The organism is Paenibacillus violae (genome assembly GCF_032461945.1).
GTDB lineage: Bacteria > Bacillota > Bacilli > Paenibacillales > NBRC-103111 > Paenibacillus_E > Paenibacillus_E violae.
Genome location: NZ_JAWCUD010000002.1, coordinates 399,567 through 415,052 on the forward strand (window position 1 = coordinate 399,567; position 15,486 = coordinate 415,052).

At 46.0% G+C, this 15,486-nt stretch carries 11 protein-coding genes; 1 reads left to right on the forward strand and 10 read right to left on the reverse strand.

Annotation, left to right across the window (positions count from 1 at the left end; genetic code table 11):
- Window positions 1-45 precede the first annotated feature (45 nt).
- The 4 genes from RQP52_RS08780 to RQP52_RS08795 all read right to left on the reverse strand — a co-directional run bounded on the left by RQP52_RS08780 (window position 46) and on the right by RQP52_RS08795 (window position 10,477).
- Window positions 46-1,686 (reverse strand): type 2 periplasmic-binding domain-containing protein, encoded by a 1,641-nt coding sequence (locus tag RQP52_RS08780; protein WP_315950877.1) that lies wholly within the window; start codon window positions 1,684-1,686, stop codon window positions 46-48.
- A 204-nt stretch (window positions 1,687-1,890) separates the two neighbouring features.
- On the reverse strand, window positions 1,891-4,215 hold the full coding sequence (locus RQP52_RS08785) for a helix-turn-helix domain-containing protein (RefSeq protein ID WP_315950878.1): 2,325 nt from the start codon (window positions 4,213-4,215) through the stop codon (window positions 1,891-1,893).
- Window positions 4,216-4,300: 85 nt separating this feature from the next.
- Window positions 4,301-5,428, reverse strand: a complete 1,128-nt coding sequence (locus tag RQP52_RS08790; protein WP_315950879.1) for an alginate lyase family protein — start codon at window positions 5,426-5,428, stop codon at window positions 4,301-4,303.
- A gap of 120 nt (window positions 5,429-5,548) precedes the next feature.
- Window positions 5,549-10,477: a chondroitinase-B domain-containing protein gene (locus RQP52_RS08795; protein WP_315950880.1), complete on the reverse strand. Its 4,929-nt coding sequence runs from the start codon at window positions 10,475-10,477 to the stop codon at window positions 5,549-5,551.
- Between the two features lie 534 nt (window positions 10,478-11,011).
- Between RQP52_RS08795 and RQP52_RS08800 the strand changes: the two genes are divergently transcribed.
- Window positions 11,012-11,665 (forward strand): FusB/FusC family EF-G-binding protein, encoded by a 654-nt coding sequence (locus RQP52_RS08800; RefSeq protein ID WP_315950882.1) that lies wholly within the window; start codon window positions 11,012-11,014, stop codon window positions 11,663-11,665.
- 61 nt (window positions 11,666-11,726) lie between these two features.
- Here the strand turns inward: RQP52_RS08800 and RQP52_RS08805 are convergent, their stop codons facing one another.
- The 6 genes from RQP52_RS08805 to RQP52_RS08830 form a co-directional block, all read right to left on the reverse strand.
- Window positions 11,727-12,599, reverse strand: coding sequence for an NAD-dependent epimerase/dehydratase family protein (locus RQP52_RS08805; RefSeq protein ID WP_315950884.1), 873 nt, complete (start codon window positions 12,597-12,599; stop codon window positions 11,727-11,729).
- Window positions 12,600-12,786: 187 nt separating this feature from the next.
- Window positions 12,787-12,930, reverse strand: coding sequence for a hypothetical protein (locus RQP52_RS08810; protein ID WP_157320977.1), 144 nt, complete (start codon window positions 12,928-12,930; stop codon window positions 12,787-12,789).
- A gap of 273 nt (window positions 12,931-13,203) precedes the next feature.
- Window positions 13,204-13,440 carry a tautomerase family protein gene (locus RQP52_RS08815; RefSeq protein WP_127450801.1) on the reverse strand — a complete coding sequence of 79 codons (237 nt, stop codon included), beginning with the start codon at window positions 13,438-13,440 and terminating at the stop codon, window positions 13,204-13,206.
- A gap of 70 nt (window positions 13,441-13,510) precedes the next feature.
- Window positions 13,511-14,251: an SDR family NAD(P)-dependent oxidoreductase gene (locus RQP52_RS08820; RefSeq protein ID WP_315950887.1), complete on the reverse strand. Its 741-nt coding sequence runs from the start codon at window positions 14,249-14,251 to the stop codon at window positions 13,511-13,513.
- A 48-nt stretch (window positions 14,252-14,299) separates the two neighbouring features.
- Window positions 14,300-14,929: a DsbA family oxidoreductase gene (locus RQP52_RS08825; protein ID WP_315950889.1), complete on the reverse strand. Its 630-nt coding sequence runs from the start codon at window positions 14,927-14,929 to the stop codon at window positions 14,300-14,302.
- A complete protein-coding gene (locus tag RQP52_RS08830; RefSeq protein ID WP_315950891.1) occupies window positions 14,926-15,471 on the reverse strand; it encodes an NAD(P)H-dependent oxidoreductase in 546 nt (181 codons plus the stop codon). The genes RQP52_RS08825 and RQP52_RS08830 overlap by 4 nt, the downstream gene beginning before the upstream one ends.
- Between the last annotated feature and the right edge of the window lie 15 nt (window positions 15,472-15,486).

Here is a 15,486-nt window from a genome sequence, read left to right on the forward strand (position 1 = left end):
GACGGAACACAATGTCCCTTCCTCCGCCAGCATGCCGCAGACTAATTATCGCTTATTGTATCGATCCAGAGCGCCTTGATAGATTTGGGTGACCTTATCGATTCCCATCTCTTTGATACGCTTCACATAATCATCGAATTTGTCGATCGGCTCTTTGCCCATTACAAACTTGACGAACATCTCTTCTTTGTAACTCGTAATCGCCGTGTTTAATTTGGCCAGTTCTTTACTTTCCTCCGCTGTCGGCGTCAAGAAGAGCGGCATCACGTGCTTGACAGCGTCCGTTTGTTCCCAAATTTTGATCGCTTCATCTTGTTCTTTGAACGTATTGAAACTTTTCCGGCTATCGCCCAGGAATGGACCGTTCGGCTTCGTGTACTGGGAAACCATTTGCTGCAAGTTATATTTCGGATCTTTCGTGATTTTTTCAGAAAATTTAGGGACGCCGTTATCCATGGTGTAGCTTTCGCCTTCAATACCGAAATTGAAGAGCATGCTGCCTTTTGAGCTATAGGCGTAATCCATCCATTTGACGGCAAGTTCCGCATGTTTGGAATCCCCGGAAACCGCCTTGCTTGCAGCAGGATTATATTTGAAGTCACGTTGGCCGATGAAAGCGCGCTCACCTTTATTCAACGTAGGATATGGAGCGGCAACGAGCTGGAATTTCGGATTTTTCTTCTTACCGGTATCCATCCATCTGCCCATACCTCCGCTTAATAAGCCGACTGTTGCACCAGACGCATCACTCATCAATTTGGTATCCAGCGACTTGGAGTCCGTGTTAAGCGCAAAGTCTTTATCCAGCAATCCTTCGGCATACCATTTGTGCAGCAAAGCCAGTGCATCCTTGAATTGAGGATCCGTAGGGCCGTATTTCACTTTGCCCTGATCGTCGATATAGAAACGGTTTGCTGTTTTGTAAGCGCCAATAAAGGCATCTTGGATATTCAATTCATTGCTGTATTGCGCTGAAAATGGTGCGGTTGCCCCTTTTTTCTCCTTGAACGCCTTGAGCACCGTATACCATTCGTCGATTGTCGTAGGTACTTGAAGGTTCAACTCATCCAACCAGTCTTTGCGGATCATCGGTCCTCTGAATACCAATCCGTTGTCGGGGCGAATCATAGGAAATGCGTAATAGGTGCCATTGTCCGTCTTGATCATTTTATCCAGCTCTTTATCCTGCTGAAGCAGTTTTTTTAAATTAGGAGCATTTTTATCGATCAAATCGTTCAGAGGTAAAATAACCTTGTCCGTAATGGCTTTCTCTGGTCCACCCGGATAGGCTGCCGCTCCGCCGCCGCCCCAATTGTATTCAATGACATCCGGTAAATTGTTCGATGCGATCAACAGGTTGAATTGGTCCTTCGATTGACCGTCTGCCGGGTGCGTATATTTCACCTTAACCCCTGTTTCGCTCTCTAACCGCTTACCGAATGGCGATTCAGCCAAGTTAGGGACGAATGACGCCAGGTTCGTGTCGATCTGTTCCCAAGAAGTTAATGTTTCCTGTGTGCTAATCGGATATTGGCCAGCTGCGGTTGACGGCGTTGCCGTCGTTTTCGCAGTTCCTGTTTCACTTGGCGCCCCCGTATTCACTTTGGAACAGGCAACGAACATGCTGGAAGCTACTACAACGCTTAGCGCGATGCTAATTGACTTTCTTTTGGAATGTTTCCTCATAGGTAATCCCCCTCGTATCATCTAGTGCTGATTCTCGTCTTGCAGCACCATGGCTTAAGTATGGAGGGTAGACCGCCATTTTGAATATCGTCAAAACTGCAAATCCCCCTTTAAAATCCGTAAAAGGCAATCATCAGAATCCAAAATCACTATGCAAAAAATGAAAAGCCGCCCAAGCAAGCTTGTACGACTTTCATAATCAGATCACAATGGTTTCAGTTCTTTGTATTTCCCTGGTGTGATGCCCTCGAATTTCTTAAACGTCCGGTTAAACGTATTGATATCGTTGTACCCGACCTTTCGTGCAATTTCCATAATCGATAACGGTTGTTCGGTTAGCAGCTTTTTGGCCTCTTCCAAACGTGTACGGCTTATGAAATCAAGAAGAGCATCACCGGTTTGAGCTTTAAATTGTTTGGATAGATAAGAAGGCGTGATGCCAAATTTCTCTCCAATCATGGAAATGTTCAAATTTTCTTCAGCATAGTTGGCCTTCACATAAGCGCTAACCAGATCGCCTAGCGGACTATACTCCTGCTTACGATCGGCTTGAATGGACTCACAGACCTGTTCGAGGATCGAAAGAATTTCTCTTTTCATTTCTTTTATAGTTTCACATTCGGATAACCGTTCGACAGGGTTGAATTGTTCCATAAAGGACTTTTTATTCCCTTGCGAACCCATCTCATTCATTGTTTTCAGCATTGTACTAGCAAGATCGAACATCAGACATTTGCCAAGTGGCACCGACAAAACGGAATTAGAACCATTTGTTTCAATAATTTGCTCAATGATCGTGCTCGATTTCTCATAATCGCCAGTCTTGACGAAATTAATCAATTGCTGCTCCACGTGCAGCGGATAATAATAATTTCCAGCCTGCCGGACAGCCTCGGAGCTCGGTAATTCGTCGTAACGAATGATCGCTCCGCTTCCTTTGACAAGCCGATAAGCCATCGCTGACAGAGCTTCTTGATACGCTTCGGCAATACCAAACAGATCTTCATGTATGGAACTGATCGACACCGTCAAATGCACATGAAAATGATCAAGCAGGAATAGTTTCACCGATTCAGCAACTCGGCGCAGCTCATCTGTATCCGGCTCTTGGGATCCAAAATTAAAAATACAAGCTTGCATATCGTCAATTTCCGTCGTGAAGCCCCGGTTCTGAAGGCCAATCACTTCTTCTACCACATTCATAAGAATGAATTGCATCAATTTTACTTTCTGCGGATCAATGGCGACATCTTCCTGAAATTTGCCGAAATGATCGATGTGGAACAAAATCACGGCAAAATGCGGGGAATCCAGCCGAATATCATGAGCGGAAAGCGATTCATGCACAGGGATGTCCTGCTCTAAATTGCCCTTCAGCAGCCCCTGCAAGAAATGGGAGCGAATGGCGTCCCGATGCTGGTGCAGCCGGCGGTCCACCTGCTCTTTCTCCGCAAACGTATTATTGAGCGCATCTTGCAAAAAACCGTATTCATTCGTCCCCTCCGCAAATGAAATTCCTGCTTTCATCGAGAAACTTCGAATGAGGTGATGAATCGGATTGTAATTTTTGCGCAGGAACAAGAATGTAACCAGCCCTCCCAGAAGAAGACTAAGAATAATGCTTGCATAGACCAAGCTTTTCATATACTTCATCTTATCGTCAAAGCGCTCGGCAGGAATCATCGACATGTACTTCCATCCTGTCCTGGCCGAGGTTGTATACGATACAGCAACTTGTTTATTTGCTACATCCCCATAAAATAGCCCATTTTCACCCGTAAACTTGTCATAGGTGAGAAAGTCAGGGCTTTGCTCAAGGCCACTGGAAGCAACTAATCGATTTTCTTTATCGAGCACCGCTACCGACGTTGCTTCGGATGGCGGGATATTGGCGAGCAGCTTGGAATCTCTCATAACAAACAGGAGCACAGCTCCGGGCTGATCCCGATTCGCCAACGTAACCGATTTGGCAAAGAGAACGGCTTTATAGGCATTCTCATCCTCCGTTATCGTAACGGGGGTATATTCCTGGATGTAGCGTTTATCCAAATACGTCTTCCACGCCTCATAACCTTTGAGGGTCTGTCCGTCCAGCATTTGAAACAGTTGGCGGCTATCTGTCCGATTGCGCGTGGATATGACCGTGTCGCTATTTTTGTAATACAGATAAATTTGTTCAATAAACTCATTAGCTGTCTGGTAAATCCGCAAATCATTGGATATTGTGACTAAATCGTAATAATCGTTATCCGTGAGCGGCTGTGATGTATTGATAAAAGCATTCACTTGTTTATTAAGCGAAATTTCCAAACTCAATCGCTCAATACCGCCCAGGCTGTTGTCGATTGCCAATTCCATCTGCTTCAGTGCGTTATTGTTGGCGCGATTCACCTCCGATTCGACCACATGCCAGGAAGCCGCATATAAAATTCCGCTAATGATAATCGGAACGAGAAGAACCGAAATATAAGAGGTAAGCCAAGTAACGATGACACTGCGTTTATTGAACCGGATCCGATTAAACTTCATTAGCACTAACCCCTTATCGCCATGATGTAACTGCTTTCATTTATTATAACGAAAATTTGTGGAACCGTCTTGCCGATATGACAACTCATATCCAAAGCAGCGGTTGCCGGATCGCTATATTCCGTCTGACTTCGGCCTGCTGCGGGTTATGCTCAAGCGTTCTCCATAAGGCAAGCAGCCTATCAGAATCATTTGCAAGCCCGGTAAACAGCAAGAAAGGCATAGCGGCCGGCCAATCTTTCTCATATTCGACATCAGCCCCATAAGGCCACAATGATTTATTTTCCAGATACGGCAGGAGAAATTGGATTCCCTTCTGTACGCCTCGCCCATCAGGAAGTTGGAATTCCCAAAGGTTATCTTCCGGTGTGGCGAGGATATGAGTAAGAGTAACAAAATTATCCAACGTGAACAGAGAATACGCATAGGGCTTCGTTCGTGACAACTCCCTTGGAAAACTGCCATCGAGATCCATCTGCTCCGCGAGCAATCGGCTCTTGTATGCTTCTCTGCAATAATCCAGCATACCATGATGACCAGTCAACTTTGCGAAAGCAGCAGCCTGAACGAACCAACAAATCCCGTGATTGTTGGGTTCATTTCGTTCTTCCACCCCTTGCGGGTGCTCGTTCATCCATTGCAAATAATCTGCGAACCAGAGAGTAACCTCATGTAAGACCTGTTTATCAGGTAAGGAGGTATCTTCACTATTCAGCACGTGTACAGCTGCCGCCACATCAATCAAATGCAGCGTATCGATGACGCCGATCCCTCGTCCGTTGCAAATACCAGGAATCGCTTGTGCATAAAGCAGGTGCGGATTCATTCGCGTATTCTTATCTACAAAAAATGCTTCTAACAGCCCCACAGCTTTCGCTGCATACTTCTGCTCCCCCGTTATGCGGTAAGCGGAAGTCAAACAAGCAACCAAGGACCGCATACGTCTAAGCAAAATTCGATGTTCTTGGAAATTATCCGGATTGCTTTCACCGTCACGGCGAACATAAGGCAACCCATCCGGCGTGTTTGGATTTGGCCACCAATAATCTCCGTTTGAATAATAATCGTGCGCACTCCCGGGGCTTTGCAGCGCTATCGCTTCTGTTATATGTACATTTGGAGAAGTCAGTGCAGCTTCAGCCTCTTGAACGATCGCTTCCAAATCCAAATATTGACCCCAATTCTCTCTGTTTACTTGGCAGTTTCCTCGCATACACTCAAGCTCCTTTTTATTCAAATTATATAAAGCACCAAATGCAGCAGATCGGCCCCTGAACTCCAGGAAACCAAATCTGCTGCATACCATGTGCCGTTTATTGCAGAAACCACAAAACTACTGCCGATTCAACATACGCATGACGACTGTAACGGCTTCCGCCCTTGTAGCGGTAACAAACGGCTCAAAAGTTTGATTCTCCCGACCGTTTATAAGCCCTAAGGAAACCGCTCGCGAAACCGCTGGCAATGCCCATGCTGGAATCCGAGAACTGTCATTAAACTTGGTTGAAAGTGCCCCCTCCTCTTTTGGAGAATAGGCCCTTACAAGCATAACAACCATTTCCGTCCGGTTAATGGATGCATTGGGACGTAGTGACTGGTCTTCATATCCCTGCAGAATCCCAGCTGCCAGCGCTGCGCCCAGTTCTCCCTCCGCCCATGCCGGAATATCCGCTTGATCGGAGAATGTCCGTTTCGAAGGTTCCGCCTTCAAACCTAATGCTCGTACCAGCATAGCAGCGAATTGTAATCTTGTCATCGGTTCGTCAGGTTTGAAGCTTCCGTCCGCGTAACCGTTCACGATGCCTTTGGCAGCAGCGCGAGAAATTTCTTCCGATGCCCAATGTTTCGACACATCCGCAAAAGATTCCTGCGACGGCGCGGTTGGCGAAGGATTTACAGGCAGCGGGTTAGCCGGTTCAGGAACTGGATTCGGTAAAGGCGCTGGCGCAGGTGCCGAGCTATTACCGGATGAAGAGTTCCTCGATGACGAGCTGCTGCTTGATGGTCGCTGCACCATAATGCTATACGTCTTATGAACGCCGGTTGGCAACGACACATCGATTAGTACAACACTGCCAGTCCCGGCAATGGCAAGCGGTTCGCTTTCGCTGCCGCTGCGAACGGTTTGCCGTACTGTGCCGTCAACGCTCACTTGAATCTCAGCAAATTGACTTGCCGATGTTGGTGTCATTTTCAAGTTGCTTATTCCCGTTGGGAGCATCACTGTATAATAAGTGACTTCCGGGCGAAAGGCAGGCGCGAATGTTAAATTCGAGCTAAGCTGCAAGCTGCTCAATTCTGGCGTCACTTCTTCCACTGGCTGATTCTGTCCAGCCGCAGGTCCAACATCCGCTGCAGTAAGGGGCCGATGTGTCAAATCACTCGACGGTTCGTACTCGTCGCTACCAACATCAGCGGTGTGTATCCGTCTTTGACCGTCCATATCGTCTGAAGCGATATACTGACCTTTTGCCGCATCAACCGCAGGACTTAGCGGCGATATACGGATTAATCCGTCGCTGCCGCGAATTAGTTTCAGATCGCCTTTGTAAGTGGCGCTTACAACCGTTGCATTCGCTGCCACCGCAGCAATCCCATCGGCCATATTGCCGACATACGTTGGCCGGCCTGCATCTGTAATATCTTTTGTCTCATTGAAAATAGTCCCTGCGTTACTGAAAATCAAATTGTTATAAATTTGTGTTCCCGTCGGCTGGAATGTGCGCTGTGCAATTTTTACCGCCGATGCTTTATTACTTAAATTTACGAAGGTATTGTTATAAATCTGTACATCGTATTGTCTCCAATGCCCGCGCAGCAGCTCCTGCTGCCTTTCCGGCGTAAGGCTCTTCAGCTCAGCGAAATCGTTCGCACCTGTGCCCCAACGGATGATCGGATTCGTGCCCCCATCCGGCCCGGTGTCTTCCGTTCCTCCATCCAGCTGAACCGCATCATCCGTAAGCCCTTCCATGTAATTATTATAAATTTGGTGATCATTTCCATAAATGCGGAATCCGCTAGTACCTGCTTTCTTGCCATCCGCGATGATGAAGTTGCCATAAAAGCTGTTGCGATGACCGTGACGGGCAACCATTCCTCCATAAGAATTGAGGACGGTGTTATAACGGATTGTGTTGTCACTGCTTTTCACCGAGACGATTTCGTCCTCCCCGTTTAACCCGTCGAACAAATTGTATTGAACCGTAACGTGCCCAGGAGCCAATGATAATCCGGAAAGCCCTAAGCGGATCGCTTCCAAGCCATTGGTCACTCGCGGACCGATATCATGAAAGTGATTGTATTCAATCACATCATATTGTGAAACCGCGTCCTTACCGTCATAAGTAATCACTGCTCCAAAGCCTGTCTTCGGTCCGATATCATTATAGGCGATACGGTTGTGACTGCTCGTCCCCTCAACCCGAATATAATGCCGGTCAGTCCCGCTGTCTGTGAGCAGTGTCGTGTTCGGCGAATGTGATGTTTCCCCCGTGTAGACGGCTCCATTAGGGTCATAATTGGCACCGTAACGGCAACTATTTTCCACCCCGATGACACACCAGATTTGTTTGCTGACGTTATTCTCAGCTTTCGTAAAACGGTATTTCTGACCTGTTTCATCCAAAGCAAATGTATTTCGCAAAATTGTGATATTGCTGGAATCGTACAGCTGCACCCCTGGATGCACGCCACTCATACTGGCAATTCTTTCTTCGGGGACTGCTCTGCTCCGCAGTGTATCCTCACCATGTTCCGATCCGCCGCCCGAGTGAAAGGTGAGACCCTTAACTTCGACGTATTCGGAGTTTTCGATATGCATGTAGCTGTCACCGGCAATAACTGCCTTGCCTTGCTCCGCAGCAATAATTCGTATCGGCAGCGCGGCTGTACCTTTTTTATCCTTCATTACGAATGGTCCCTTTTGCTGATAAGTACCGTTTTGCAATTCAATCGTCATGCCTTTCGCAGCCTGATCCAGCGCAGCCTGCAAATCATCCGAAGAGCTGACTTTCACCACTTGAACAGGAGGAAGCGGTTCCACCGGCTTATCACCTGCTTGCGGCGGCCCGCTAGGTACAGTGGGCTCCTCGACATCAGGCGCAGTACCTGTGTAAAGCTCAACTTCCGTTATACTATTCCAATTGCCCGAGCTTCCCGAAGCTGAATTGCCATATCCGACCAGCCGCAAATACCGTACGGATGCCGGATTACTCAGCACATAAGGTTGAAGGATATCATCCCCGACCTTTAGAACACGGCTTGACCGCTTGGGAAGCAAAACGGTCGGATTCTGGAAATCCGGTTGATTCGAACCAATAATTTCAAAATTAGTTTGACGATCGAGCGCATTCAAGAAAGCAATATTTAAATAGGTGACCTTCTCTGGTTGCCCTAAATCGAACTGCAGCCACTCCCCTTGTCCCGAAGCCGACCAGCGAACATCATTATCCCAAATCCCGTCCACCACATTCGCGGGAATATTCGTGGTGTTCGGCTGATAGGAACTAGCGGTAACCGTGCTTGCGTTCAATGGTATTTGACCGTTTGTTCCTTTGGCCGATAGCCTATAGGCCTGAAGCGTATAAGTATTCGTTGCATCTCCACTTGATAAACGAATATTAATTTTATTCACGCCGGGTGCAAGCGGCACATTGGCAAAATCACTCACCGGCTGATTCATGCCATTGTTGTTCGTCAGATTCACTGTCGTCGAAATACCTGCGCCAGCTTGCATCTCAAACCGAACAGGACTTGCATCCAGTGGGACAATGACCTCATACCCACCCATCTTGGAAGGTGAAAATGGTATGTTCAACCCTAACTTTTGGCCGCCTGCCCAAACGTCAAGGCTAGAAAGCTGGATTTCCGGCATTTTCTCGGCAAAGGTGAAGAAGGATCCGTCTGCCAGCTCCGTATCCGCTGCATAATAGACTCCTCCATGGAGTTCCACCGGAGCCAATGGATGTGGTACCGCGTCGCTGAAATCACCGCTCGTACTGGTTAATAGCAATCCGCCTAACGGGAGCATGGCTTCCGGGAAAGCGACTTGCACCGTCCCGACATTGCCGGTGTTCTGGACTTTCCACGTCCGCGCCGACTGCTTGAAACCCGTTCCGTAAGGAACCGATGGCGCTGTACTTCCGTTATCTCCCCAGAGAAGATATTGCTTATCCGCTAAAGCTCCTTTCGCACTAACGATGACCTGAGATGCCGCCGGTCCTTCACTGCTTCGGCTTGCTTCTTGAGCCAATGCGCCTTGCTGATCTCGAACAATGCCTGCGATGTTATGGCCAAAATCCGCATTGGCCGCTGTGGGCCACACAACCTGAGGCGACAAACCGGCTGATACATAATCCTTCCCTCTCAGTGGCGTTCCGAACTTGAGGGCCATGTACGTTTGCACTTGATTTTGCTGGATGCTGCTTAGCGAATCGCCAAAAACGATCATCTCAGCAACTTGTCCATCATAGCCAGAGCCCCCCGTGACAGCAGAACCGAGGGACATCGGGTTACTTCCGTTGCCAACCATCGCAAGTCGAGCCTGAGACGATGTTGCAATCGTTTGCCCATCTAAAGTAATGGCTTGATAGACGTTATTTGTAACAGATGGACGTGATTCATACTGAAAGCCCCAGCTGTTGTAGGAAAGAGGCGGAACTGAATAACCCGTTGTTTGCCGTGGATTACCCGATGTGACAGAACCCGAATCCCATAGGATTTGTGAGGTACTTGAAAAGAAAGGAATATAAGCCCCGAACTTTCCTGTCCCTTGTAAATTTTCATAGAAAATTTGCGAGGTCTGATTGGATAATGTGATCCCGCCTGCAACCACATAAGCACTTGCCCGTTCAACGGCTTCATTCTGAGCAAATAAGCCGTCTTTATCCAATAAAAGACTTCCGTTGCCTGAACGGATGAATTGGACCGACGGTTGGAAATTCAGTGATGGATTGGATGCCACATACTTTGGTTTCGTCCGCGGACTCTTGTCTCCGACCGTCCCGTCGTTGAGGAAATCGTTCCCTTGCGGACTGCTATCCTTCCATTTCGTCACCTCACCATTTCCATTTAGTGTCATACTCGATGGATCCGCTTTCAGCCACAATTTCAGCAAGTTGGCATCGACACCACCAGGTGTCCCGGTCGCTTCACCTATCGCAGCGGCTTTGGAGAAACCTGCTGGCAAACTTGTGAAAATTAAAGTTGCTGAGAGGATCAAGCTGATCTTTCGCTTCCAAGAAACCTTGAATACCTTGTTCAAATTTACATCACCCCTTCATCATCATGGATCTTTAAGGCATCAAAGTTGATGCTGACTAGCGTGAAAGCCAATACACACATCATATGTAAACCCTTACAAACAATAAATCATCAAAACCTAAACTCATCGTCAAAATCTCGAATACCACTGCTCATTATCGGATATGAACCATTAATTTGTGGAATCTGCCTGAATTCTCTATGATTTGAAGGGTTATAGTGTCAAAAAAAGAGCTGCACGCCGGCAGCTCCTTCATCCTGTATCTGTCATTTTTAATTATACATAGACTTTCCTTTGAAATACCGTCGTGAGTCTCTTATAATAGATGTTATCGCAAGTATAAGGAGTTGGTATCGATGGCAATAACCGATTGCCAGATTGGCACAGCCTCATGCAAAGCCTGTTTCGGAGGCGATACTTTGCATGGGCGAGAATTGAGCAGTAACAACATCGCCTAATTCAGCATAGATCGGTTCCACGATTTGGCTTTGCACCTTATTCATTTTACGATTATAAAATAAGGGGCTGTTCCATATGTGTGAACCATTCATTAGAAACCATCAATTCAATTTTATTAAAAAACAAGCCGGGATTCTGGAGCATGCGCTGAAAACGAACGCAGATTCGAAAGTATTGGAATCCGTTCGGTATAGCTCAGAATCGAAGATTTCTGAACTATTCCCAGACGCTACAGACAACCAGAAACAAATGCTGGAAGCCATTTTCAAGCTGCAAGCAGCGGACGATTTTCAAAAACATCTCAAAGCGTTAGAGCCTCATTTGATGGAATTTCCGCCAATTAGCGCAAAGCAGATTCTGAAGCTGTTCCCCAAGAACAAAAAGCTTAAGCTGCCTGATTTGTCAGCGATCGACTACCGGTATGTCACCTATCTTAGTTGGATCGATATAGCCACGAATAAACTGTTCATTGTCTATCATTTGAATGGGCAATTCGTTGGTGTAGAGGGGAAATATACCCCGACTAACAAAAAAGGCTTTTGTTTTTTATGTAATAGATATGAAGAACTTGCTCTTTTTACGGCAATCTCCAAGAAAAGGCCGGCTTATACTACGCCTGATTATTATAAAGCGGTCGGTAACTATTTATGTATGAATGGTCAAGAATGTAATAAGAATTTGACGGATGTTGCTTCGTTAGAAAAGTTTATTGACACTGTGATCGGTTAAATGAAAGACCGGGACCTCTTGCTGCATAAGGTCCCGGTCTTTTTCTGGCTTCTGGCGGGTATCACATTGCAGGAATCTCAGAAGGCACCTTCAGATTAGTTACATCGAGGCACTTCTCATCTCGCGCTTTCAAGTCTTTTAGAAACTCAAGGAAGTTATATCTAGGTTTCCAACCCAATATTTCTTCTGCCATAGATAGGTCATGTTGTTCCACTTGATCTGGCAATTCGATCTCGTATTTGTTCAGCAGTTGAATGGCGCCTGGAACTTGTGTCTCGCACCACGTAGGACCCTTATTCTTAAAATCTTGAATAACATCCACGGGCATACCATGATTCGTATGTACAATTGTCCGAAATAGCCCGACTTTTTTTTCCAAAACGGTCTTCACAGAAGCAACTGTAGCTTCAGCCACATCCCTTCTATCCACACCATTGCGAAGCAAACGAGCACCGAACTCTAGATAGGGGCGAGGAATAAACTCATGATAACGCAGCATCGCTATTGAGGCACCCGTCATTTGATGATAAGTCTTACACAAATCTTCGCCAATAACTTTACTAACCCCGTAGACTGATCCCCAGCCATAAGCCATTGAAGAAGCATAGACGATAGCTTGAATTCCAGCTTGCTTGCATGCTTCCATCACATGAAAGGTTCCATCCACGTTCACTGCAAAAATAGTTTCATCACTTACTGGCGGATTATGCGCGCAATGCCAGGCTGCCAAATGAACGACAGCATCCATTCCATGTACCGTAGAACGCACATCACCAGGGCTTCTTGTGTCGCACCTTACAAACTCGAGTTCCCTCAAATCGTCTGCCTGGGGAGGCATAATGTCTGCCATCCTAACCGTGTAGCCTGCTTGAACTAATGCTCTGCATACTGCTTGACCACCATTGCCCGCGGCACCGGTAACAAGAACTTTCATGATCTCACACCACCTAACTTTGTATGTTGGTTATCTATTCGTCATTCTACATGCTACACCTTCCTTTGCGATAAAAAGTCCTACTCCGCGAGCGCGTATCACTAAGAATAAGCGAATAGAGAAACCAAAAAATCCCCGAAGTTAATCTTCCGGGATTATGTAAGTGACAAATTTGAATTTCACAGCATTAACGGATAAAACTTAAAGGCAGCAATTTGGTGAAAAAGCTAGTTTCATTTTCTACTTTTATTTTCTCCGGTTTCATGACTTGTTCATTTTTCATCGTATTATGAGACATCAAATTTTCCCATGCGTAGGTATTGATATTCACTCCATAATCCTCCTTCAATATCTCAGGTGTACTTCTATATCTTAGCTTTCATTTGTTCACCTGGTGTAAAAGAGGAATAGATTTATTGTAAAGAAAAAACACCGCCATGTTCCTTGGCGATGTCTTCCTTTTGGCGTGATATATTATTTAATAAATTGATCTAATGGACCTAAAGTAACGGCATTATACTTCTTGGAAAACTCCAAAAGTCTTTACCGACTTGGCTTTGTTGCGTATTTATTGCATGACTAGACAATGTAATACAACCTTCGATTACTTCAACTTCTCTGCAAGTTTCTTGCGATATTCCAAGGCAGGCAGTCCACCCCAACCCCAATTATCAGTGTCAACTTCTTCTATAACCACAAAAGTAGATTCTAATGGTTTGTTCAAAACATTGAGCAGAACCTCACTGACCCCTTTAATAATCGCGGCTTTCTCTTCAGCGGTAACGGATTGACGATCCGGCGTGGTGCCCTCGCGGGTCACTTGGATATTTACGATTGGCATCGATATTCTCCCCATTTCTATTAAAATTAGATGGATCTAATTTGCTAGTAGATTGGTTGATTTGCTAGATTTACATAGTTCCTGCGTTTTGCCCACCATCAACATAAAGGATTTCACCTGTAACAAAGTTAGCAGAATCCAGGTATAAAACAGCGTCCACGATGTCTTTAGACTCACCCATACGTCCAACTGGATGTAAACCGGCAAGAGCTTCATGTGTCTCAACAGCGTGCATTGGTGTTTTGATGACCCCCGGAGAAACAGCATTTACGCGAATACCACTTGCTGCATACTCAATTGCCAATGATTTGGTAGCTGACTTCAGACCGCCTTTTGTCAATGAAGCAAGCACGGAAGGCACTTTTACCGACGGCTGATCAACCAGACTTGTCGTAATATTCACGATGTGTCCTGAACCTTGTTTCAGCATCTGCGTCACTGCACGCTGGGTAACGTGGAAGAAACCAACCACATTCGTGGATAAATACGTTGCAAAATCTTCTTCTGTATACTCCGTAAATGGTTTAGACATGAAAATACCAGCATTATTAACCAGCGTATCAATGCGTCCGAAGTGAGTTAACCCTTCTTCGATTAAGCGCTGCGCAACCTTAGGATCGGCGATATTACCAGCGACGAACCGCACGCTTTTTCCTGTGGGATCGATTTCTTTCGCAACCTCAGCCAATGCCTCTTCGCGGCGCCCATTGATGACGACTTTCGCTCCCTGATTCACCATCTCGATCGCCATCGCTTTCCCGAGACCGCTGCTTCCGCCAGTAATTACTACTACTTTGCCTTGTATCGTCATTGGTTATTCTCCTTTATGATGTTCTAGATGTTCATCGATCAAGCGGGCTTACATTTGTTCAAACAATTTTACAAACTCTGCAGGTGATTGCAGCCCGGATAAGCTGAATTCTTCATTAATCACAAAGAAAGGTACGCCTCTGACACCGAGTTTCTGAGCTGTCCGCTGTCCAAGTTCTACTTTATCCAGTTCTTCACCCTGATTAAGTCGCTCTTTGAGATCCGCGGCTTCACCGACGCCGACAGAAGCTCCTATTTTCGCAAGTTCATCCGCATCGCCGATATTTACGCCCTCTTCAAAATAGGCCGTATATATTTTCTCAATCAATTGCACTTTTAAGTGATCAGGCGCCATCGAGATTAACTGATGAGATAACGTTGTATTAGGCGTATATTTGACAAGATCCATATTATATTTAAGACCGAAACGATTCCCGTTTTCGTGATATTGCTGCTTCCTTGCTTCGAATTGAGGAACTCCGCCTAACCGCCCTATCATCACCTGGCGATAATCTTCTCCCTCAGGACGAATACCTGGGTTGATCTGAAAGGCATTCCAACGGACCGTTGCCTTTTTATCTTCAGGCAATTGCTTTAGAGCGGTTAACAGACTAGTCGTTCCCATACGGCACCATGGGCAACTAGTATCCATATACACGTCAATCAGCAAATCACTCATTTCGTCAACACCTCAGCTGGTCTCACAGTTTTAATATGGTTTACGAAGTCTTTGCTGCTTTGTGCTAATCTTTCATCCGTCACGTCGGAAGTATCGTTTAGTACAAAGTGAGGTAGATAGGTGCCACTAATAAAGCGAGTGAGCGCCTGCATAGGTGTCAAAATTTGTTCGATTGTAAAACGGTTGGACCCGGTTGCTTGATAAGACTCTTCCGTGCCATATGCGGAAATCGCAAAGCCAAATTCTTTACCGACTGTTTTAGTTGCTTCAGGTCCATAAGCCCAGTTGTAAAGCAGGACATTATCAAACCATTTTTTCAGTAATGGCGGTGTGCTGTACCAAAATAGCGGGTATTGGAAAATAATCCGATCGTGTGCCTCGACCAATTGCTGCTCTCTAGCTACATCGATATTTTCGTCTGGGTACTCTTTGTGTAATTCATGAATCGTGATATCGTCATGCTTTTTCAATTCATTTACCCATGATTTGTTCCAATTGGATGCTTCGATGTTCGGGTGAGTTACGATAACTAAAATTTTCATTGTATTTGCTCCTAT

What these genes read in the sequence shown, in the direction of transcription:
- RQP52_RS08780 (WP_315950877.1), bottom strand. Translation starts at nt 1,686, where the DNA reads ATGAGGAAACATTCCAAAAGAAAGTCAATTAGCATCGCGCTAAGCGTT.
- RQP52_RS08785 (WP_315950878.1), bottom strand. Translation starts at nt 4,215, where the DNA reads ATGAAGTTTAATCGGATCCGGTTCAATAAACGCAGTGTCATCGTTACT.
- RQP52_RS08790 (WP_315950879.1), bottom strand. Translation starts at nt 5,428, where the DNA reads ATGCGAGGAAACTGCCAAGTAAACAGAGAGAATTGGGGTCAATATTTG.
- RQP52_RS08800 (WP_315950882.1), top strand. Translation starts at nt 11,012, where the DNA reads ATGTGTGAACCATTCATTAGAAACCATCAATTCAATTTTATTAAAAAA.
- RQP52_RS08805 (WP_315950884.1), bottom strand. Translation starts at nt 12,599, where the DNA reads ATGAAAGTTCTTGTTACCGGTGCCGCGGGCAATGGTGGTCAAGCAGTA.
- RQP52_RS08815 (WP_127450801.1), bottom strand. Translation starts at nt 13,440, where the DNA reads ATGCCAATCGTAAATATCCAAGTGACCCGCGAGGGCACCACGCCGGAT.
- RQP52_RS08820 (WP_315950887.1), bottom strand. Translation starts at nt 14,251, where the DNA reads ATGACGATACAAGGCAAAGTAGTAGTAATTACTGGCGGAAGCAGCGGT.
- RQP52_RS08825 (WP_315950889.1), bottom strand. Translation starts at nt 14,929, where the DNA reads ATGAGTGATTTGCTGATTGACGTGTATATGGATACTAGTTGCCCATGG.
- RQP52_RS08830 (WP_315950891.1), bottom strand. Translation starts at nt 15,471, where the DNA reads ATGAAAATTTTAGTTATCGTAACTCACCCGAACATCGAAGCATCCAAT.